The sequence below is a fragment of the Streptococcus mitis genome (genome assembly GCF_000722695.1).
GTDB classification, from domain to species: Bacteria; Bacillota; Bacilli; order Lactobacillales; family Streptococcaceae; genus Streptococcus; species Streptococcus mitis_O.
In genome coordinates, this window is the sequence record NZ_JPFU01000002.1 from 142,176 (window position 1) to 162,500 (window position 20,325).

At 43.0% G+C, this 20,325-nt stretch carries 12 protein-coding genes, 2 tRNA genes and 2 rRNA genes (1 of these 16 cut by a window edge); 12 read left to right on the forward strand and 4 right to left on the reverse strand.

Going from position 1 to position 20,325, the window contains the following annotated elements:
* Window positions 1-616 precede the first annotated feature (616 nt).
* The 4 genes from galU to argS form a co-directional block, all read right to left on the reverse strand.
* Window positions 617-1,516 (reverse strand): UTP--glucose-1-phosphate uridylyltransferase GalU, encoded by a 900-nt coding sequence (gene galU, locus SK629_RS00825; RefSeq protein ID WP_042900174.1) that lies wholly within the window; start codon window positions 1,514-1,516, stop codon window positions 617-619.
* A 21-nt stretch (window positions 1,517-1,537) separates the two neighbouring features.
* A complete protein-coding gene (locus tag SK629_RS00830; RefSeq protein WP_042900175.1) occupies window positions 1,538-2,554 on the reverse strand; it encodes an NAD(P)H-dependent glycerol-3-phosphate dehydrogenase in 1,017 nt (338 codons plus the stop codon).
* 169 nt (window positions 2,555-2,723) lie between these two features.
* Window positions 2,724-2,969: a hypothetical protein gene (locus SK629_RS00835; RefSeq protein WP_042900176.1), complete on the reverse strand. Its 246-nt coding sequence runs from the start codon at window positions 2,967-2,969 to the stop codon at window positions 2,724-2,726.
* Between the two features lie 378 nt (window positions 2,970-3,347).
* Complete coding sequence (gene argS / locus SK629_RS00840) at window positions 3,348-5,039, reverse strand: arginine--tRNA ligase (RefSeq protein ID WP_042900177.1); 1,692 nt, start codon at window positions 5,037-5,039, stop codon at window positions 3,348-3,350.
* A 135-nt stretch (window positions 5,040-5,174) separates the two neighbouring features.
* Here argS and argR point away from each other — a divergent pair, with 135 nt between their 5' ends.
* The 12 genes from argR to SK629_RS00910 form a co-directional block, all read left to right on the forward strand.
* The gene (gene argR, locus SK629_RS00845) at window positions 5,175-5,621 is read left to right on the forward strand and encodes an arginine repressor (RefSeq protein WP_001231476.1); all 447 of its coding nucleotides are present in this window, start codon (window positions 5,175-5,177) and stop codon (window positions 5,619-5,621) included.
* Window positions 5,622-5,671: 50 nt separating this feature from the next.
* A complete protein-coding gene (gene mutS, locus SK629_RS00850; RefSeq protein ID WP_042900178.1) occupies window positions 5,672-8,206 on the forward strand; it encodes a DNA mismatch repair protein MutS in 2,535 nt (844 codons plus the stop codon).
* Window positions 8,207-8,353: 147 nt separating this feature from the next.
* Entirely contained in the window at window positions 8,354-10,060 is a 1,707-nt protein-coding gene (gene patA / locus SK629_RS00855) for a multidrug efflux ABC transporter subunit PatA (RefSeq protein WP_042900179.1), read from the forward strand.
* A gap of 1 nt (window position 10,061) precedes the next feature.
* Window positions 10,062-11,828, forward strand: a complete 1,767-nt coding sequence (gene patB, locus SK629_RS00860; RefSeq protein ID WP_042900180.1) for a multidrug efflux ABC transporter subunit PatB — start codon at window positions 10,062-10,064, stop codon at window positions 11,826-11,828.
* Between the two features lie 288 nt (window positions 11,829-12,116).
* Window positions 12,117-12,806 carry a gamma-glutamyl-gamma-aminobutyrate hydrolase family protein gene (locus SK629_RS00870; RefSeq protein ID WP_020902478.1) on the forward strand — a complete coding sequence of 230 codons (690 nt, stop codon included), beginning with the start codon at window positions 12,117-12,119 and terminating at the stop codon, window positions 12,804-12,806.
* Between the two features lie 165 nt (window positions 12,807-12,971).
* On the forward strand, window positions 12,972-14,321 hold the full coding sequence (locus SK629_RS00880) for a glucose-6-phosphate isomerase (protein ID WP_000018268.1): 1,350 nt from the start codon (window positions 12,972-12,974) through the stop codon (window positions 14,319-14,321).
* Window positions 14,322-14,448: 127 nt separating this feature from the next.
* Window positions 14,449-15,909: a glutamate--tRNA ligase gene (gene gltX, locus SK629_RS00885; protein ID WP_042900181.1), complete on the forward strand. Its 1,461-nt coding sequence runs from the start codon at window positions 14,449-14,451 to the stop codon at window positions 15,907-15,909.
* Window positions 15,910-15,922: 13 nt separating this feature from the next.
* Window positions 15,923-16,357 (forward strand): cytidine deaminase family protein, encoded by a 435-nt coding sequence (locus tag SK629_RS00890; protein WP_042900182.1) that lies wholly within the window; start codon window positions 15,923-15,925, stop codon window positions 16,355-16,357.
* Window positions 16,358-16,467: 110 nt separating this feature from the next.
* Window positions 16,468-16,539, forward strand: a tRNA-Glu gene (locus SK629_RS00895).
* A gap of 242 nt (window positions 16,540-16,781) precedes the next feature.
* A 16S ribosomal RNA gene (locus SK629_RS00900) occupies window positions 16,782-18,327 on the forward strand.
* Between the two features lie 51 nt (window positions 18,328-18,378).
* A tRNA-Ala gene (locus SK629_RS00905) sits at window positions 18,379-18,451 on the forward strand.
* Between the two features lie 123 nt (window positions 18,452-18,574).
* A 23S ribosomal RNA gene (locus SK629_RS00910) occupies window positions 18,575-20,325 on the forward strand (it continues 1,150 nt past the right edge of the window).
* The 16S and 23S rRNA genes sit together here with 2 tRNA genes alongside, the layout of an rRNA operon.

The following is a 20,325-nucleotide window of genomic DNA, read 5'->3' on the forward strand; positions in this document are numbered from 1 at the left end:
ATTACAAAATGAGAGCTTTGATTAAATCAACGCAACCTTTCATAAACTTTACTACTTCAGATAGGATAGCTAAATTATCTTTAGTAAATTTGAACTTTTTCAAAATAATCTCCTTAAAATACAACTATAAATAGATTATAGCATTTCTAATGATAATTTCAATAAAACGAATGATATATTTGTGGAAATTTGTTAGAATTAGTAAGGGGTTGTATTTTAGTTTTAGAACTGTATTGTTTCAAATAATAATAAACTAGCTTTTTGCTTTATCTGTAAAATAATTTACATTTCACTTGATAATATTTGATGAGTATAGTACAATAAAATCGTTGGAACTATTCGAAACAACACAGCAAGTTAAAATAAGGCTTTGTCCGTATACAACTTGAAAAAGTGCGCACCGATTCGGTGCTTTTTTGTTTTACTATACTAATTTATTGTACTCTTATTTTAATGAAAAAACAAATACAAGTATAGCGTTTTCATTAGTTTTTATGAAATAGGTAGATTCAAGTAGAGAATTTACTTAATTTATGTGTGGCTAATCTGGATATATAAAGAAGAACTAGGATAATTAAGCATCCTAGTTCTTCTTTATATAATATAGATGATTTTGTTATTCCTTCTCAGCCAATTCTTTTCCAAGTTGGATGATGTAATCTTTCAAATCATCCTTGACTTGTGGATGTTTGAGGGCGTAGTCAATAGATGTTTTCATAAAGCCAAACTTATCCCCAACGTCGTAACGAGCTCCTGTAAATTCACGGGCGAAAACACGCTGTGTTTTATTAAGCGTATCGATTGCATCGGTAAGCTGGATTTCATTTCCAGCACCAGGTGCTTGATTTTCTAAGATATCAAAAATTTCTGGTGTGAGAAGATAGCGTCCGATGATTGCCAAATCACTTGGAGCATCTTCGGGAGCTGGTTTTTCAACGAAGGTTTCGACACTATAGAGACCGTTGATTCCTTCTCCTTGAGGAGCAATGACTCCATATGATGAAACGTCTTCATGTGGTACGGGCATGACAGCAATGGTTGATGCGTGTGTTTTTTCGTAATCATTCATCAGTTGTTTTGTCAAAGGAACGGCCTTTTCCTCTGTGATGTCCATAAGGTCATCACCTAGCATAACAACGAAAGGTTCATTCCCAACAAATGCTTTAGCTTGTAAGACAGCGTCTCCGAGGCCACGAGGATGACTTTGACGAATAAAGTGAAGGCGAATGCCAGTTGTTTCGTCTACCAATTTTAGCAAGTCGTGTTTGCCTTTTTCTTTGAGGTTGTATTCAAGCTCAAAGTTTGAGTCAAAGTGATCCTCAATAGAACGTTTTGATTTACCAGTGACAACGAGGATATCTTCGATACCTGATTCAAGAGCTTCTTCTACGATAAACTGGATAGTTGGCTTGTCTACAATTGGTAACATTTCTTTAGCAAGTGCCTTGGTTGCTGGTAAAAATCGAGTCCCGAGTCCAGCGGCAGGGATGACTGCTTTTCTAACTTTCAGTGCCATAATAATCCTTTCTATAGAGGGTTAAGACCACTCATTTTCTGCTTTAAATTCATTGTTCATGATGTCATAAATGGCATCTTTGATATTGGTTCCGTGGTAAATAACTTGGTAAATGGCCTGTGTAATTGGCATATAAACTCCAAGTTCTTGCGCTAGCTCATAGGCTGCTCGAGTTGTTGAAATTCCTTCAATCACCATGCCCATATTGGCTTCGATATCAGCTAGGGATTCTCCACGACCAAGGGCGTCTCCAGCTCTCCAGTTACGAGAGTGGATGGAGGTTCCCGTTACGATCAAATCTCCCACACCAGACAAGCCACTATAGGTCAATGGACTGGCACCGAGTGCTACCCCTAGGCGGGTAATTTCTGCCAAGCCTCGAGCGATGATGGCGGCTTTAGCATTGTCACCAAATCCCAGACCATGTAAAGCTCCGGCACCGACAGCAATAATATTTTTAAGAGCACCAGCAGTTTCGACTCCAATAACATCCGTATTGGTATAAAGTCGGAAGTAGTGATTACTAAAGAGTTCTTGAACGTATTGAGCTGTTTGTAAATCTTTAGAAGCAGCTGTGATTAAAGTTAGGTCACGCACAATGGTCTCTTCTGCATGGCTAGGACCTGAGACAACGACGATATCACTGCGGAGCTGTTCAGGAATTTCTTCTTCAAGGATGGTTGATAATCGTTTATGGCTATCGGGTTCTAATCCCTTTGATGCGTGCATGATGATAGCCTTATGGTCCAGGGTTTGTGCAACTTGTTGGGCAACAAGTCGTGTTACTTTTGTTGGGACAACAAACAAAATCGCATCCACATCCTTCAATGCTTCTGCTAAGTCAGTGTAGGCAATAATTTTTTCATCTAAAACGACATCTTTAAAGTAGTGTTTATTAGTATGGTGTGTATTAATTTCATTGATTTGTTCGGGAATATTTCCCCAAATACGTACCTCGTGTCCATTGTCATTTAAGACTTGTGAAAGGGCAGTTCCCCAAGAACCAGGCCCCAAGACGGCGACGGTTTGTTTTTTCATGTTTTCCTCCCTGATAGAGTTCTCTCTTTTATTTTATCACATTATAGGGGATTTTGCACTTGCATTGCTGGGGGAGTGGTGGCTTTATTGTTTGAAGAATACACAAAAACCGAGCCTAAGTATAAAACCCTTAGTCTCGGTTTTGATATTTCTTAAAGAATAGCTAGGTTTATTTCAATTGATCTGTAGTGTCTTTTGATAATAACATTCCTAGATGATAAGTTTTATTGATGTAAGCAATGACATCATTGATATTTTCAGTCGTGTGAATTTTCTCTTTGATGTCAGCCCTAAATGTTTCATCCTTCAAAAGTTGTTCTTGGTAGAGCCTTTGAAGTCTCTCCTTCTCGTACTTATTGAGCAGAAAAAGGAACACCAAGCTAATCACAACGAGGACATAAGCATATTGGCTCATAGGAAATCTCCTTGTATGATAAAGAAGTAGTAGTGAGTAAATCGAATTAGTCAATTCAAAATAGCAGAATCAGTCAGCAAAACTTGATAAGATTTTTGGATAGAGCTCTAAACCAAAGTCCCGATAGGCTTTAGTGTTAGTTACTTAGATTGCTTTACAATCAAGTAATTAAAAGATTACGACATTCACCTAACCAAATCGATATTATTGGGTTAGGTGAATTAGTGAAGCGTTTAGGTAAGTATCTCTGGTTACGACGTAAAGAAACATAAATCGATAATATTTATGTTTCTTTACTAGTGAAGCAGTTAGCTAGTCCGCATATAAGCGGCTAGCGTCTAACAATTAGGAACTTTAGTTCCAATTGTTAGTACTGAATCACATCTTCTCTGGCGCTTCTACTCCAAGCAAGCGAAGGGCTTCTTTGAGAACGACTGCGGTTGCGTAGCTAAGGGCTAGACGGCTATCGCGTTCTGGGCTTTCATCCAAGATACGTGTATGTGCATAGTACTTGTTGAAGGCTTGAGCTAGACTAATTGCAAATTTAGCAATGATAGAAGGTTCAAAGTTATCTGCCGCACGGTTGATAATACGTGGGAAGTCTTGGATGAGTTTAATGATTTCCCAGCTTTCAGCATCATTCAAGCTATATTTCTCCGCTGTTTCAGGTTTGAAATCGGCTTTGCGTAAGATAGATTGGATACGAGCGTAGGCATATTGAACGTAAGGTCCAGTTTCCCCCTCGAAGGATACCATAGCTTCTAGATCGAAATCGTATCCATTTGTACGGTCGGTCTTGAGGTCATAGAATTTAATGGCTCCGACCCCAACAGCATGGGCTACTTGGTCTTTGTTTTCAAGTTCAGGATTTTTAGCCTCGATTTGGGCCTTGGCACGACTAATAGCCTCTGCAATAGTAGGCTCTAGCAGGATGACATTCCCTTTACGAGTAGAAAGTTTTTTCCCTTCTTTTGTAACCAAACCACAAGGAACGTGAGTAATGTCGTCACTCCAGTCGTAGCCCATCTCTTTCAAGACAGCTTTGAGCTGCTTAAAGTGGGCAGATTGCTCTTGACCAACGACGTAGATAGATTTGGCAAATTGGTATTCATTTTTACGGTAAAGAGCTGCAGCCAAGTCACGTGTGATATAGAGAGTTGCACCATCAGATTTTTTGATAAGGGCTGGATGTTCAATTCCATATTTCTTAAGATTCACAACTTGGGCACCTTCTGATTCAACAAGAAGGCCTTTTTCAGAAAGGATGTCTACAACTGCATCCATCTTATCGTTGTAGAAGGCTTCTCCGTTATAGCTGTCAAAGTCAACCTTCAGTTCATTATAAAGGCGGTTAAATTCTACCAAACTTTCATCACGGAACCATTGCCAAAGAGCGAGAGCTTCCTCATCTCCATTTTCCAGTTTACGGAACCATTCGCGTGCTTCTTCATCCAAGCTAGGGTCGTTTTCAGCTTCAGAATTGATGCGGACATAGAGTTTAAGAAGTTCATCGATTGGATGAGCTTTTACAGCTTCTTCGTCACCCCATTTTTTGTAGGCAACAATCAGCATCCCAAACTGTTTACCCCAGTCTCCCAAGTGGTTGACTTTGACAGTTTGATAACCGATTTTTTTGAAAATATGTGACAAGCTATCTCCGATAACAGTTGAGCGCAGGTGACCGATAGAAAATGGTTTAGCGATATTGGGACTAGACATGTCGATCACAACATTTTCTTGTTTACCAATATGTTGGTCAGCATAGTGTTCTTTTTCAGTGATAACAGTTTGCAATACTTGAGCAGAAATGGCAGATTTATCAAGGAAAAAATTGACGTAAGGTCCTGTTGCAACAACCTTTTCAAAGGCTTGGCTGTCAATCTTTTCAGCCAGTTCAGCAGCAATCATTTGTGGCGCTTTACGTTCGACTTTTGCAAGAGAAAAAGCAGGGAAAGCGATGTCTCCCATTTCTGAGTTTTTAGGGGTTTCCAGTAAATTTAAAATAGCCTCTTGGTCCAGGCTATCAATAACGCTAGACAACTCGCTAGCAATCAATTCTTTTGTATTCATTAAGAGCTCCTTTTTGGACTTTTCTACTATTTTATCACAATTTTAAAGAAAGAAGAAAAAATTTTTGAAATCTCCTATTTTTTTGGTATAATATAGTTATAAAATTAGTTATAAATATTCACATAAGAGGATTTTATGAGAAAAAGAGATCGTCATCAGTTAATAAAAAAAATGATTACTGAGGAGAAATTAAGTACACAAAAAGAAATTCAAGATCGGTTGGAGGCGCACAATGTCTTTGTGACTCAGACCACCTTGTCTCGTGATTTGCGTGAAATCGGCTTGACCAAGGTCAAGAAAAATGATATGGTGTATTATGTACTAGCAAATGAGACAGAAAAGATTGATTTGGTGGAATTTTTGTCTCATCATTTAGAAGGTGTTGCAAGAGCAGAGTTTACCTTGGTACTTCATACCAAATTGGGAGAAGCCTCTGTTTTGGCAAATATTGTAGATGCAAACAAGGATGAATGGATTTTAGGAACAGTTGCTGGTGCCAATACCTTATTGGTCATTTGTCGGGACCAGCACGTTGCCAAACTCATGGAAGATCGTTTGCTAGATTTGATGAAAGATAAGTAAGGTCTTGGGAGTTGCTCTCAAGACTTATTTTTGACAAGGAGAGACGGAAAATGGCGATAGAAAAGCTATCACCCGGCATGCAACAGTATGTGGATATTAAAAAGCAATATCCAGATGCTTTTTTGCTCTTTCGGATGGGTGATTTTTATGAATTATTTTATGAGGATGCGGTCAATGCTGCGCAGATTCTGGAAATTTCCTTAACGAGTCGCAACAAGAATGCCGACAATCCGATTCCTATGGCGGGTGTTCCCTATCATTCTGCTCAACAGTATATCGATGTCTTGATTGAGCAGGGCTATAAGGTGGCTATCGCAGAGCAGATGGAAGATCCTAAGCAAGCTGTTGGGGTTGTGAAACGAGAGGTTGTTCAGGTCATTACGCCAGGGACAGTGGTTGATAGCAGTAAGCCGGATAGTCAGAACAACTTCTTGGTTGCCATAGACCGTGATGGCAATCAATTTGGCTTAGCTTATATGGACTTGGTGACGGGTGATTTTTATGTGACAGGTCTTTTGGATTTTACGCTGGTTTGTGGAGAAATCCGCAATCTCAAGGCGCGCGAAGTGGTGTTGGGTTATGACTTGTCTGAGGAAGAAGAACAAATCCTCAGTCGCCAGATGAATCTGGTGCTTTCCTATGAAAAAGAAGGCTTTGAAGACCTTCATTTACTGGATTCACGATTGGCAACTGTGGAGCAAGCAGCCTCTAGTAAGCTGCTCCAGTATGTTCATCGGACTCAGATGAGGGAGTTGAACCACCTCAAACCTGTGATCCGCTATGAAATCAAGGATTTCTTGCAGATGGATTATGCGACCAAGGCTAGTCTGGATTTGGTTGAGAATGCCCGTTCAGGCAAGAAGCAGGGCAGTCTTTTCTGGCTTTTGGATGAAACCAAAACGGCTATGGGGATGCGCCTCTTGCGTTCTTGGATTCATCGCCCCTTGATTGATAAGGAGCGAATCGTCCAGCGTCAAGAGGTGGTACAGGTCTTTCTCGACCACTTCTTTGAGCGCAGTGATTTGACAGACAGTCTCAAAGGTGTTTATGATATCGAACGCTTAGCTAGTCGGGTTTCTTTTGGCAAGACCAATCCAAAGGACCTCTTGCAGCTGGCGACTACCTTGTCCAGTGTGCCAAGAATTCGTGCGATTTTAGAAGGGATGGAGCAACCTTCTCTGGCTTATCTTATCGAACAATTAGATGGAATCCCTGAGTTGGAGAGCTTGATTAGCGCTGCCATTGCTCCTGAAGCTCCTCATGTGATTACAGATGGGGGGATTATCCGGACGGGGTTTGATGAGACTTTGGATAAATACCGCCGAGTGCTCAGAGAAGGGACTAGCTGGATTGCTGAGATTGAGGCCAAGGAGCGAGAAAATTCTGGTATCAGCACGCTTAAGATTGACTACAATAAAAAGGATGGCTACTATTTCCATGTGACCAATTCGCAACTGGGAAATGTGCCAGCCCACTTTTTCCGCAAGGCAACGCTGAAAAACTCAGAACGTTTTGGAACCGAAGAATTAGCCCGTATCGAGGGAGATATGCTGGAGGCGCGTGAGAAGTCAGCTAACCTAGAGTATGAAATTTTTATGCGCATTCGTGAAGAGGTCAGCAAGTACATCCAACGTTTACAAGCTCTAGCCCAAGGAATTGCGACAGTTGATGTCTTACAGAGTCTAGCAGTTGTGGCTGAAACCCAGCATTTGATTCGACCTGAATTCGGAGATGATTCGCGGATTGATATCCAGAAAGGGCGCCATGCTGTCGTTGAAAAGGTGATGGGAGCTCAGACCTATATTCCCAATACGATTCAGATGGTAGAAGATACCAGTATTCAACTGATTACAGGGCCCAACATGAGCGGGAAGTCAACCTATATGCGTCAGTTAGCCATGACGGCAGTTATGACTCAGTTGGGTTCTTATGTGCCAGCAGAAAGCGCCCATTTACCGATTTTTGATGCGATTTTTACTCGTATCGGAGCAGCAGATGACTTGGTTTCAGGTCAATCAACCTTTATGGTAGAGATGATGGAGGCCAACAATGCCATTTCGCATGCGACCAAAAATTCCTTGATTCTTTTTGATGAGTTAGGTCGTGGAACTGCAACTTATGACGGGATGGCTCTTGCTCAGTCCATCATCGAATACATCCATGAGCACATCGGAGCCAAGACACTCTTTGCGACCCACTACCATGAGTTGACCAGTCTGGAGTCCAGTTTGGAGCACTTGGTCAATGTCCATGTGGCAACCTTGGAGCAGGATGGGCAGGTCACCTTTCTTCATAAGATTGAACCAGGGCCAGCTGACAAATCCTACGGTATCCATGTTGCCAAGATTGCTGGCTTGCCAGCAGACCTTCTAGCAAGGGCGGATAAGATATTGACGCAGCTAGAGAGTCAAGGGCAAGAGAGTCCTGCTCCAATGAGGCAAACAAGTGCTGTCACAGAACAGATTTCACTCTTTGACGCGCCAGCAGAGCATCCTATTCTAGCAGAATTAGCTAAACTGGATGTTTACAATATGACACCTATGCAGGCCATGAATGTCTTGGTCGAGTTAAAACAAAAATTATAAAGCCAAGAATGACTAGTCATTCTAGCTATATCAAGGAGACTTCTTTGACAATCCCCCACTTTTTTGCTAGAATAACATCACACAAACAGAATGAGAAGGAGCTGACGCATTGTCGCTCCCTTTTGTCTATTTTTTTAAGGAGAAAATATGCTGATTCAGAAAGTAAAAACCTACAAGTGGCAGGCCTTGGCTTCGCTCCTGATGACAGGCTTGATGGTTGCTAGTTCACTTTTGCAACCGCGTTATTTGCAGGAAGTGTTAGACGCCCTCCTTGCTGGGAAATATGAAGCTATTTATAGTATCGGGGCTTGGTTGATTGGTGTAGCCCTGGTCGGTCTGGTTGCTGGTGGGCTCAATGTTGTCCTCGCAGCCTATATTGCTCAAGGAGTTTCATCCGACCTTCGAGAGGATGCCTTCCGTAAAATCCAAACCTTTTCTTATGCCAATATTGAACAATTTAATGCGGGAAATTTAGTCGTTCGTATGACAAATGATATCAACCAGATTCAGAACGTCGTCATGATGACCTTCCAAATTCTTTTCAGGCTTCCCCTCTTGTTCATCGGTTCGTTTATCCTGGCGATTCAAACTCTTCCTTCGCTGTGGTGGGTAATTGTTCTTATGGTAGTCTTGATTTTTGGTTTGACTGCTGTCATGATGGGAATGATGGGTCCTCGTTTTGCCAAGTTTCAAACCCTGCTTGAACGCATCAATGCTATCGCTAAGGAAAATCTGCGCGGTGTTCGTGTGGTTAAGTCTTTTGTCCAAGAAAAAGAGCAGTTTGCTAAGTTTACAGAAGTTTCAGACGAGCTTCTTGGTCAAAATCTTTACATTGGTTATGCCTTTTCAGTAGTGGAACCTTTCATGATGTTGGTCGGTTACGGGGCGGTCTTCCTCTCTATTTGGCTAGTTGCAGGAATGGTTCAGTCGGATCCGTCTGTTGTTGGTTCCATTGCTTCCTTTGTCAATTACCTAAGCCAGATTATCTTTACCATTGTCATGGTTGGTTTTTTGGGAAATTCTGTCAGTCGTGCTATGATTTCCATGCGTCGTATTCGAGAAATTCTTGACGCAGAGCCAGCTATGACCTTCAAGGATATCCAAGATGAAGAGTTGGTTGGAAGCCTTAGCTTTGAAAATGTAACCTTTACCTATCCAATGGACAAGGAACCGATGCTGAAAGATGTGAGCTTTACTATAGAACCTGGACAAATGGTTGGTGTAGTTGGAGCGACTGGTGCAGGAAAATCAACCTTGGCTCAATTGATTCCACGTCTCTTTGACCCACAGGAGGGTGCTATCAAAATCGGAGGCAAGGATATTCGAGAAGTGAGTGAAGGAACCCTGCGCAAAACTGTTTCTATCGTTCTTCAGCGTGCCATTCTCTTTAGTGGAACGATTGCAGATAACTTGAGACAGGGTAAGGGAGATGCCACTCTATTTGAAATGGAGCGTGCAGCCAATATTGCTCAGGCTAGCGAATTCATTCATCGTATGGAGAAAACCTTTGAAAGTCCAGTTGAGGAACGGGGAACCAACTTCTCAGGTGGGCAAAAGCAAAGGATGTCGATTGCGCGTGGGATTGTCAGCAATCCACGTATTCTGATTTTTGATGATTCGACCTCGGCCCTAGATGCTAAGTCAGAGCGCCTAGTGCAAGAAGCCTTGAATAAGGATTTGAAGGGAACAACAACCATTATCATCGCGCAAAAGATTAGCTCGGTTGTTCATGCAGACAAAATCTTGGTTCTAGATCAGGGACGATTGATTGGTCAAGGGACACATGCAGACTTGGTTGCCAACAATGCTGTTTATCGTGAAATCTATGAAACACAAAAAGGAAAGGAGGAGTGACATGAAAACAGTTCAATTTTTCTGGCATTACTTTAAGGTCTACAAGTTCTCATTTGTGGTTGTTATCTTGATGCTGGTTCTATCAACTCTTGCCCAAGCCCTCTTTCCGGTCTTTTCTGGACAAGCGGTAACAGAGCTAGCCAATTTAGTTCAAGCTTATCAAGATGGCAATCCAGAACTTGTTTGGCAAAGCCTATCAGGAATTATGGTCAATCTTGGCCTGCTAGTTTTGGTTCTCTTTATCTCCAGTGTCATATACATGTGTCTCATGACGCGCGTGATTGCAGAGTCGACTAACGAGATGCGCAAAGGCCTCTTTGGTAAGCTTGCTCGGTTAACGGTTTCTTTCTTTGACCGCCGACAAGATGGCGATATCCTGTCTCGTTTTACTAGTGATTTGGATAATATCCTCCAAGCCTTTAATGAAAGTCTGGTTCAGGTCATGAGCAATATTGTTTTATACATTGGTCTGATTCTTGTCATGTTTTCGAGAAATGTGACGCTGGCCCTCATCACCATCGCCAGCACACCAGTAGCCTTCCTTATGCTAATTTTCATCGTGAAAATGGCACGTAAATACACCAACCTCCAGCAAAAAGAAGTAGGGAAACTCAACGCCTATATGGATGAGAGTATTTCAGGACAAAAAGCTGTAATTGTGCAAGGCATTCAAGAGGATATGATGGCAGGATTTCTTGAACAAAATGAGCGCGTGCGCAAGGCGACCTTTAAAGGAAGAATGTTCTCAGGGATTCTGTTTCCTGTCATGAATGGGATGAGTTTGGTTAACACAGCCATCGTCATCTTTGCGGGTTCAGCTGTACTTTTAAATGATAAGACTATTGAAACAAGTACAGCCCTAGGTTTGATTGTTATGTTTGCCCAATTTTCTCAGCAATACTACCAGCCTATTATCCAAGTTGCAGCTAGTTGGGGAAGCCTTCAGTTGGCCTTTACAGGGGCTGAACGGATTCAGGAAATGTTTGATGCGGAGGAGGAAATCCGACCTGAAAAGGCTCCAACCTTCACTCACTTGCAAGAAGGTGTTGAAATTCGTCATATCGATTTCTCATATCTGCCTGATAAACCTATTTTGAAAGATGTCAGCATTTCTGCCCCGAAAGGCCAGATGACAGCAGTTGTTGGTCCGACGGGTTCAGGAAAAACCACTATTATGAATCTCATCAATCGCTTTTATGATGTTGATGCTGGCGGTATTTATTTTGACGGAAAAGACATTCGTGACTATGATTTAGATAGTCTCAGAAGCAAGGTGGGGATTGTCTTGCAAGATTCGGTCTTATTTAGCGGAACCATTCGAGACAATATCCGTTTTGGTGTGCCAGATGCAAGTCAGGAAATGGTTGAGGCAGCAGCCAAAGCAACCCATATTCATGACTATATCGAAAGCTTACCTGATAAATACGATACGCTTATCGATGATGATCAGAGCATCTTCTCAACAGGGCAGAAACAATTGATTTCCATCGCTCGAACGCTGATGACGGATCCAGAAGTTCTCATTTTAGATGAAGCCACTTCAAACGTAGATACGGTGACAGAAAGCAAGATTCAGCATGCCATGGAGGCGGTTGTAGCAGGTAGAACCAGTTTCGTCATTGCCCATCGCTTGAAAACCATTCTCAATGCAGATCAGATTATTGTCCTTAAAGATGGAGAAGTCATTGAACGTGGTAATCACCATGAACTCCTGAAACTAGGTGGATTTTATTCAGAACTCTATCACAATCAATTTGTTTTTGAATAAGAAAGAAGTTGTCCTCTTGGGCAGCTTTTTCTTGTCCATAAAAAATATTTATTACGGCCTTTAAAAAACATATTAGACGAAAGTCATTTTGAGTGATATGATAGGACTATCGTTATACTCAATGAAAATCAAAGAGCAAACTAGGAAACTAGCCGCAGGTTGCTCAAAGCACTGCTTTGAGGTTGTGGATAGAACTGACGAAGTCAGTAACCATACCTACGGTAAGGCGACGCTGACGTGGTTTGAAGAGATTTTCGAAGAGTATTAACATTTGAAAGGAGAGGCATTATGGCTAGAACGGTTGTAGGAGTTGCTGCAAATCTATGTCCCGTAGATGCAGAAGGCAAAAACATTCATTCATCTGTATCTTGTAGATTCGCAGAGAGCATTCGTCAAGTCGGTGGTCTCCCTTTAGTCATTCCTGTCGGTGATGAGTCAGTTGTACGTGATTATGTGGAAATGATTGATAAACTCATTTTGACAGGCGGCCAAAATGTCCATCCTCAATTTTATGGAGAGAAAAAGACCATCGAGAGCGATGACTATAATCTGGTCCGTGATGAATTTGAACTGGCACTCTTGAAGGAAGCGCTCCGTCAGAATAAACCAATTATGGCAATCTGTCGCGGTGTCCAACTTGTCAATGTTGCCTTTGGCGGAACCCTCAATCAAGAAATTGAAGGTCACTGGCAAGGACTACCTTTCGGAACATCTCACTCTATTAAGACAGTAGAAGGAAGCGTGGTGGCTAAGCTATTTGGAAAAGAAAGTCAGGTCAACTCCGTCCATCGTCAGAGTATCAAAGATTTGGCACCTAATTTCCGTGTAACTGCTATTGATCCAAGAGACCAGACCATCGAAGCGATTGAGTCTATCGACGAGCACCGCATTATCGGTTTGCAGTGGCATCCAGAGTTTCTGGTTAATGAAGAAGATGGCAATTTAGAATTATTTGAGTATTTATTGAATGAACTGTAACGACTGGAACATCTAGTCGTTCTTTATTTTTTTCAAAATTTTTGGAATATGACATTTTACGCAAACGTTTGAATTCTGATAAAAATTGGAGAAATTCGACAAAAAAACTTGAAAAAAACGAAGGTAAGCGTTATGATATAAAAGAAGAAATATTGGAGGAATAACATGTCACATATTAAATTTGATTATTCAAAAGTTTTAGACAAATTTGTTGCCCCACATGAAGTGGAATACATGCAATCACAAGTAACAGCAGCAGATGAATTGATCCGTAAAGGAACTGGTGCTGGTAGCGACTTTTTGGGATGGTTGGACCTTCCTGAAAACTACGACCGCGAAGAATTTGACCGCATCTTGAAAGCTGCTGAGCAAATCAAGTCAGACAGCGATGTTTTGGTTGTTATCGGTATCGGAGGATCTTACCTTGGTGCTAAAGCAGCAATCGACTTCTTGAATCACCACTTTGCAAACTTGCAAACAAAAGAAGAGCGTAAAGCTCCACAAATCCTTTACGCAGGAAACTCAATCTCATCTACTTACCTTGCTGACTTGGTAGAGTATGTTGCAGACAAAGACTTCTCAGTAAACGTGATTTCTAAATCAGGTACAACAACTGAACCAGCTATCGCTTTCCGTGTCTTCAAAGAACTTTTGGTTAAGAAATACGGACAAGAAGAAGCAAACAAACGTATCTATGCAACGACTGACCGCCAAAAAGGTGCTGTTAAGGTTGAAGCAGACGCTAACGGTTGGGAAACATTTGTTGTTCCAGATGATATCGGTGGACGCTTCTCAGTATTGACAGCTGTTGGTTTGCTTCCAATCGCAGCATCAGGAGCTGACATCAAAGCCCTTATGGAAGGTGCTAACGCAGCTCGCAAAGATTACACTTCAGATAAAATCTCTGAAAACGAAGCTTACCAATACGCAGCAGTTCGTAACATCCTTTACCGTAAAGGCTATGCAACTGAAATCTTGGTAAACTACGAGCCATCACTTCAATACTTCTCAGAATGGTGGAAACAATTGGCTGGTGAATCAGAAGGGAAAGACCAAAAAGGTATCTACCCAACTTCAGCCAACTTCTCAACTGACTTGCACTCACTTGGTCAATTTATCCAAGAAGGAACTCGTATCATGTTTGAAACAGTTGTTCGTGTTGACAAACCTCGTAAGAACGTGATTATCCCTAGCTTGGAAGAAGACCTTGACGGACTTGGTTACCTTCAAGGAAAAGACGTTGACTTTGTAAACAAAAAAGCGACTGACGGTGTTCTTCTTGCCCACACAGATGGTGATGTACCAAACATGTATGTGACCCTTCCAGAGCAAGATGCCTTCACTCTTGGTTACACTATCTACTTCTTCGAATTGGCTATCGCCCTTTCAGGTTACTTGAATGCTATCAACCCATTTGACCAACCAGGTGTTGAAGCTTACAAACGTAACATGTTCGCCCTTCTTGGAAAACCAGGATTTGAAGAATTGAGCAAAGAACTTAACGCACGTCTATAATAGAAGAAAAGAGTGGTTTGTCCACTCTTTTTACTCTCTTTATCCATAGAAATTGGACTCAGCCAAGACTTGTGATATAATATAGAGAGCAAAAAGGCAGATGCCTAGAGACTTTATAGGAGAAACTATGTCAAAAGATATCCGCGTACGTTACGCACCAAGTCCAACAGGACTACTACACATCGGAAATGCCCGTACAGCATTATTCAACTACCTTTACGCCCGTCATCATGGTGGAACTTTTATTATCCGTATCGAAGATACTGACCGTAAACGCCATGTTGAGGACGGTGAACGTTCACAGCTTGAAAACCTTCGTTGGTTGGGCATAGATTGGGATGAAAGCCCAGAAACACATGAAAACTACCGCCAGTCTGAACGTTTGGACTTGTATCAAAAATACATCGACCAACTGTTATCTGAAGGAAAAGCCTATAAATCTTACGTTACAGAAGAAGAGTTGGCAGCTGAACGCGAACGCCAAGAAGCAGCTGGTGAAACCCCTCGTTACATCAATGAATACCTTGGTATGAATGAAGAGGAAAAAGCGGCTTACATCGCAGAACGTGAAGCAGCTGGTATCATTCCAACAGTTCGTTTGGCTGTTAATGAGTCAGGTATCTACAAGTGGCATGATATGGTCAAAGGCGATATCGAATTTGAAGGTGGCAATATCGGTGGTGACTGGGTCATCCAAAAGAAAGATGGTTACCCAACTTACAACTTTGCCGTTGTCATCGATGACTATGATATGCAAATTTCTCACGTAATCCGTGGAGACGACCACATTGCTAATACACCAAAACAGCTTATGGTCTATGAAGCACTTGGTTGGGAAGCACCAGAGTTTGGTCACATGACCTTAATCATCAATTCTGAAACTGGGAAAAAATTGTCTAAACGTGACACCAACACCCTTCAGTTTATCGAAGACTACCGTAAAAAAGGTTATTTACCAGAAGCAGTTTTTAACTTTATTGCTCTTCTTGGTTGGAACCCAGGTGGCGAAGATGAAATCTTCTCTCGTGAAGAACTCATTAAACTTTTCGATGAAAACCGCCTCAGCAAGTCTCCAGCAGCCTTCGACCAGAAAAAACTTGACTGGATGAGCAATGATTATATCAAGAATGCAGACCTTGAAACTATCTTTGAAATGGCAAAACCATTCCTAGAAGAAGCAGGTCGATTGACGGACAAGGCTGAAAAATTGGTAGAACTCTATAAGCCACAAATGAAATCAGTAGATGAGATTATCCCATTGACAGATCTCTTCTTCTCAGATTTCCCAGAATTGACAGAAGCAGAGCACGAAGTCATGGCGGGAGAAACGGTCCCAACAGTTCTTGAAGCCTTCAAAGCAAAACTTGAAGAGATGACAGATGATGAATTTGTAACAGAAAATATCTTCCCACAAATCAAAGCTGTTCAAAAAGAAACAGGTATTAAAGGAAAAAATCTTTTCATGCCAATTCGTATTGCTGTTTCAGGTGAAATGCATGGGCCAGAATTGCCAGATACTATCTTCTTGTTAGGCCGTGAAAAATCAATCCAGCATATTGAAAATATGTTAAAAGAAATCTCTAAATAAGAAGGATGCAATAATGGACATCTGGGAAAAGATGTACGAAGAAGCACGGGAACTATACGATCCACATGAAGTATCTGATTTTGTTTACGCTAACCATGTCGTAGCCGCAGTAGAAGCAGAAGATGGACAAATATTTACAGGTTTCTGTATGGAGGGAACCTGTGGTGTTTTCCATCTCTGCGCAGAGCGAGCAGCACTCTTTAATATGTACCAATTTTCAGGACAAACTAAGGTTAAAAAAGTCATAGCCTTTCGAGACAAACTACCTTATGGTGGAAGTTCAGCCATGCCTTGCGGTGCCTGTAGAGAATTCCTTTTAGAGCTTAATGCTGAAAATAAAGATGCAGAATTTATGATGGACTACGATAGAAGAAAGATAGTGAAAGTCGCGGAACTAATGCCCTATTGGTGGGGAGAAGAACGTGCTTCTAAGTTTAATAATAAATAGAAGAGTCAGTATAGTTCTGGCTCTTTTTACTTAACTTAAAAAAGTTTACAAAAGGTGTTGACAAAGTTTGAAAAGTGGGTATAATAGTAAGAGTTGAAAATAACAACTCTGGTCCGTTGGTCAAGGGGTTAAGACACCGCCTTTTCACGGCGGTAACACGGGTTCGAATCCCGTACGGACTATGGTATGTTGCGGATGGAACACTTGATGAAAAAAAGATTAAAAAAGTTTCAAAAAAGTGTTGACAAGCGAAAGCGACTGTGATATACTAATATAGTTGTCACTTGAGAGAAGCGAGTGACAAAGACCTTTGAAAACTGAACAAGACGAACCAATGTGCAGGGCGCTACAACAATTGTTGTAGTACTGAACAATGAAAAAACAATAAATCTGTCAGTGACAGAAATGAGTGAGAACTCAAACTTTTAATGAGAGTTTGATCCTGGCTCAGGACGAACGCTGGCGGCGTGCCTAATACATGCAAGTAGAACGCTGAAGGAGGAGCTTGCTCTTCTGGATGAGTTGCGAACGGGTGAGTAACGCGTAGGTAACCTGCCTGGTAGCGGGGGATAACTATTGGAAACGATAGCTAATACCGCATAATAGCAGTTGTTGCATGACAACTGTTTGAAAGGTGCAATTGCATCACTACCAGATGGACCTGCGTTGTATTAGCTAGTTGGTGGGGTAACGGCTCACCAAGGCGACGATACATAGCCGACCTGAGAGGGTGATCGGCCACACTGGGACTGAGACACGGCCCAGACTCCTACGGGAGGCAGCAGTAGGGAATCTTCGGCAATGGACGGAAGTCTGACCGAGCAACGCCGCGTGAGTGAAGAAGGTTTTCGGATCGTAAAGCTCTGTTGTAAGAGAAGAACGAGTGTGAGAGTGGAAAGTTCACACTGTGACGGTATCTTACCAGAAAGGGACGGCTAACTACGTGCCAGCAGCCGCGGTAATACGTAGGTCCCGAGCGTTGTCCGGATTTATTGGGCGTAAAGCGAGCGCAGGCGGTTAGATAAGTCTGAAGTTAAAGGCTGTGGCTTAACCATAGTACGCTTTGGAAACTGTTTAACTTGAGTGCAAGAGGGGAGAGTGGAATTCCATGTGTAGCGGTGAAATGCGTAGATATATGGAGGAACACCGGTGGCGAAAGCGGCTCTCTGGCTTGTAACTGACGCTGAGGCTCGAAAGCGTGGGGAGCAAACAGGATTAGATACCCTGGTAGTCCACGCCGTAAACGATGAGTGCTAGGTGTTAGACCCTTTCCGGGGTTTAGTGCCGTAGCTAACGCATTAAGCACTCCGCCTGGGGAGTACGACCGCAAGGTTGAAACTCAAAGGAATTGACGGGGGCCCGCACAAGCGGTGGAGCATGTGGTTTAATTCGAAGCAACGCGAAGAACCTTACCAGGTCTTGACATCCCTCTGACCGCTCTAGAGATAGAGCTTTCCTTCGGGACAGAGGTGACAGGTGGTGCATGGTTGTCGTCAGCTCGTGTCGTGAGATGTTGGGTTAAGTCCCGCAACGAGCGCAACCCCTATTGTTAGTTGCCATCATTCAGTTGGGCACTCTAGCGAGACTGCCGGTAATAAACCGGAGGAAGGTGGGGATGACGTCAAATCATCATGCCCCTTATGACCTGGGCTACACACGTGCTACAATGGCTGGTACAACGAGTCGCAAGCCGGTGACGGCAAGCTAATCTCTTAAAGCCAGTCTCAGTTCGGATTGTAGGCTGCAACTCGCCTACATGAAGTCGGAATCGCTGTAATCGCGGATCAGCACGCCGCGGTGAATACGTTCCCGGGGCCTTGTACACACCGCCCGTCACACCACGAGAGTTTGTAACACCCGAAGTCGGTGAGGTAACCGTAAGGAGCCAGCCGCCTAAGGTGGGATAGATGATTGGGGTGAAGTCGTAACAAGGTAGCCGTATCGGAAGGTGCGGCTGGATCACCTCCTTTCTAAGGATAAGGAACTGCGCATTGGTCTTGTTTAGTCTTGAGAGGTCTTGTGGGGCCTTAGCTCAGCTGGGAGAGCGCCTGCTTTGCACGCAGGAGGTCAGCGGTTCGATCCCGCTAGGCTCCATTGGTGAGAGAATCATCAAGTAATGCACATTGAAAATTGAATATCTATATCAAATAGTAACAAGAAAATAAACCGAAACGCTGTAGTATTAATAAGAGTTTATGACTGAAAGGTCAAAAATAAGGTTAAGTTAATAAGGGCGCACGGTGGATGCCTTGGCACTAGGAGCCGAAGAAGGACGTGACAAACGACGATATGCCTTGGGTAGCTGTAAGTAAGCGATGATCCAGGGATTTCCGAATGGGGGAACCCAACAGGTACTACCTGTTACCCGCATCTGTTAAGGATGTGAGGAGGAAGACGCAGTGAACTGAAACATCTAAGTAGCTGCAGGAAGAGAAAGCAAAAGCGATTGCCTTAGTAGCGGCGAGCGAAACGGCAGAAGGGCAAACCGAAGAGTTTACTCTTCGGGGTTGTAGGACTGCAATGTGGACTCAAAGATTATAGAAGAATGATTTGGGAAGATCAGCCAAAGAGAGTAATAGCCTCGTATTTAAAATAGTCTTTGTACCTAGCAATATCCTGAGTACGGCGGGACACGCGAAATCCCGTCGGAATCTGGGAGGACCATCTCCCAACCCTAAATACTCCCTAGTGACCGATAGTGAACCAGTACCGTGAGGGAAAGGTGAAAAGCACCCCGGAAGGGGAGTGAAATAGAACCTGAAACCGTGTGCCTACAACAAGTTCGAGCCCGTTAATGGGTGAGAGCGTGCCTTTTGTAGAATGAACCGGCGAGTTACGTTATGATGCGAGGTTAAGTTGAAGAGACGGAGCCGTAGGGAAACCGAGTCTGAATAGGGCGCCTTAGTATCATGACGTAGACCCGAAACCATGTGACCTACCCATGAGCAGGTTGAAGGTGCGGTAAGACGCACTGGAGGACCGAACCAGGGCACGTTGAAAAGTGCTTGGATGACTTGTGGGTAGCGGAGAAATTCCAAACGAACTTGGAGATAGCTGGTTCTCTCCGAAATAGCTTTAGGGCTAGCGTCGACATAAAGATTCTTGGAGGTAGAGCACTGTTTGGGTGAGGGGTCCATCCCGGATTACCAATCTCAGATAAACTCCGAATGCCAATGAATTATGGTCGGCAGTCAGACTGCGAGTGCTAAGATCCGTAGTCGAAAGGGAAACAGCCCAGACCACCAGCTAAGGTCCCAAAATAATTGTTAAGTGGAAAAGGATGTGGGGTTGCACAGACAACTAGGATGTTAGCTTAGAAGCAGCTATTCATTCAAAGAGTGCGTAATAGCTCACTAGTCGAGTGACCCTGCGCCGAAAATGTACCGGGGCTAAAACAATTTACCGAAGCTGTGGATACCTTTATAGGTATGGTAGGAGAGCGTTCTATGTGTGAAGAAGGTGTACCGTGAGGAGTGCTGGAACGCATAGAAGTGAGAATGCCGGTATGAGTAGCGAAAGACAGGTGAGAATCCTGTCCACCGTAAGACTAAGGTTTCCAGGGGAAGGCTCGTCCGCCCTGGGTTAGTCGGGACCTAAGGAGAGACCGAAAGGTGTATCCGATGGACAACAGGTTGATATTCCTGTACTAGAGTATGTAGTGATGGAGGGACGCAGTAGGCTAACTAAAGCAGACGATTGGAAGTGTCTGTCTAAGCAGTGAGGTGTGAACTGAGTTAAATGCTTAGTTCTGTAACATTGAGCTGTGATGGGGAGCGAAGTTTAGTAGCGAAGTTAGTGACGTCACACTGCCAAGAAAAGCTTCTAGCGTTTAAACATACTCTACCCGTACCGCAAACCGACACAGGTAGTCGAGGCGAGTAGCCTCAGGTGAGCGAGAGAACTCTCGTTAAGGAACTCGGCAAAATGACCCCGTAACTTCGGGAGAAGGGGTGCTGACTTTAAGTCAG

What these genes read in the sequence shown, in the direction of transcription:
- SK629_RS00890 (WP_042900182.1), top strand. Translation starts at nt 15,923, where the DNA reads ATGGACATCTGGGAAAAGATGTACGAAGAAGCACGGGAACTATACGAT.
- argR (WP_001231476.1), top strand. Translation starts at nt 5,175, where the DNA reads ATGAGAAAAAGAGATCGTCATCAGTTAATAAAAAAAATGATTACTGAG.
- SK629_RS00835 (WP_042900176.1), bottom strand. Translation starts at nt 2,969, where the DNA reads ATGAGCCAATATGCTTATGTCCTCGTTGTGATTAGCTTGGTGTTCCTT.
- galU (WP_042900174.1), bottom strand. Translation starts at nt 1,516, where the DNA reads ATGGCACTGAAAGTTAGAAAAGCAGTCATCCCTGCCGCTGGACTCGGG.
- gltX (WP_042900181.1), top strand. Translation starts at nt 14,449, where the DNA reads ATGTCAAAAGATATCCGCGTACGTTACGCACCAAGTCCAACAGGACTA.
- SK629_RS00880 (WP_000018268.1), top strand. Translation starts at nt 12,972, where the DNA reads ATGTCACATATTAAATTTGATTATTCAAAAGTTTTAGACAAATTTGTT.
- mutS (WP_042900178.1), top strand. Translation starts at nt 5,672, where the DNA reads ATGGCGATAGAAAAGCTATCACCCGGCATGCAACAGTATGTGGATATT.
- SK629_RS00870 (WP_020902478.1), top strand. Translation starts at nt 12,117, where the DNA reads ATGGCTAGAACGGTTGTAGGAGTTGCTGCAAATCTATGTCCCGTAGAT.
- patA (WP_042900179.1), top strand. Translation starts at nt 8,354, where the DNA reads ATGCTGATTCAGAAAGTAAAAACCTACAAGTGGCAGGCCTTGGCTTCG.
- patB (WP_042900180.1), top strand. Translation starts at nt 10,062, where the DNA reads ATGAAAACAGTTCAATTTTTCTGGCATTACTTTAAGGTCTACAAGTTC.
- SK629_RS00830 (WP_042900175.1), bottom strand. Translation starts at nt 2,554, where the DNA reads ATGAAAAAACAAACCGTCGCCGTCTTGGGGCCTGGTTCTTGGGGAACT.
- argS (WP_042900177.1), bottom strand. Translation starts at nt 5,039, where the DNA reads ATGAATACAAAAGAATTGATTGCTAGCGAGTTGTCTAGCGTTATTGAT.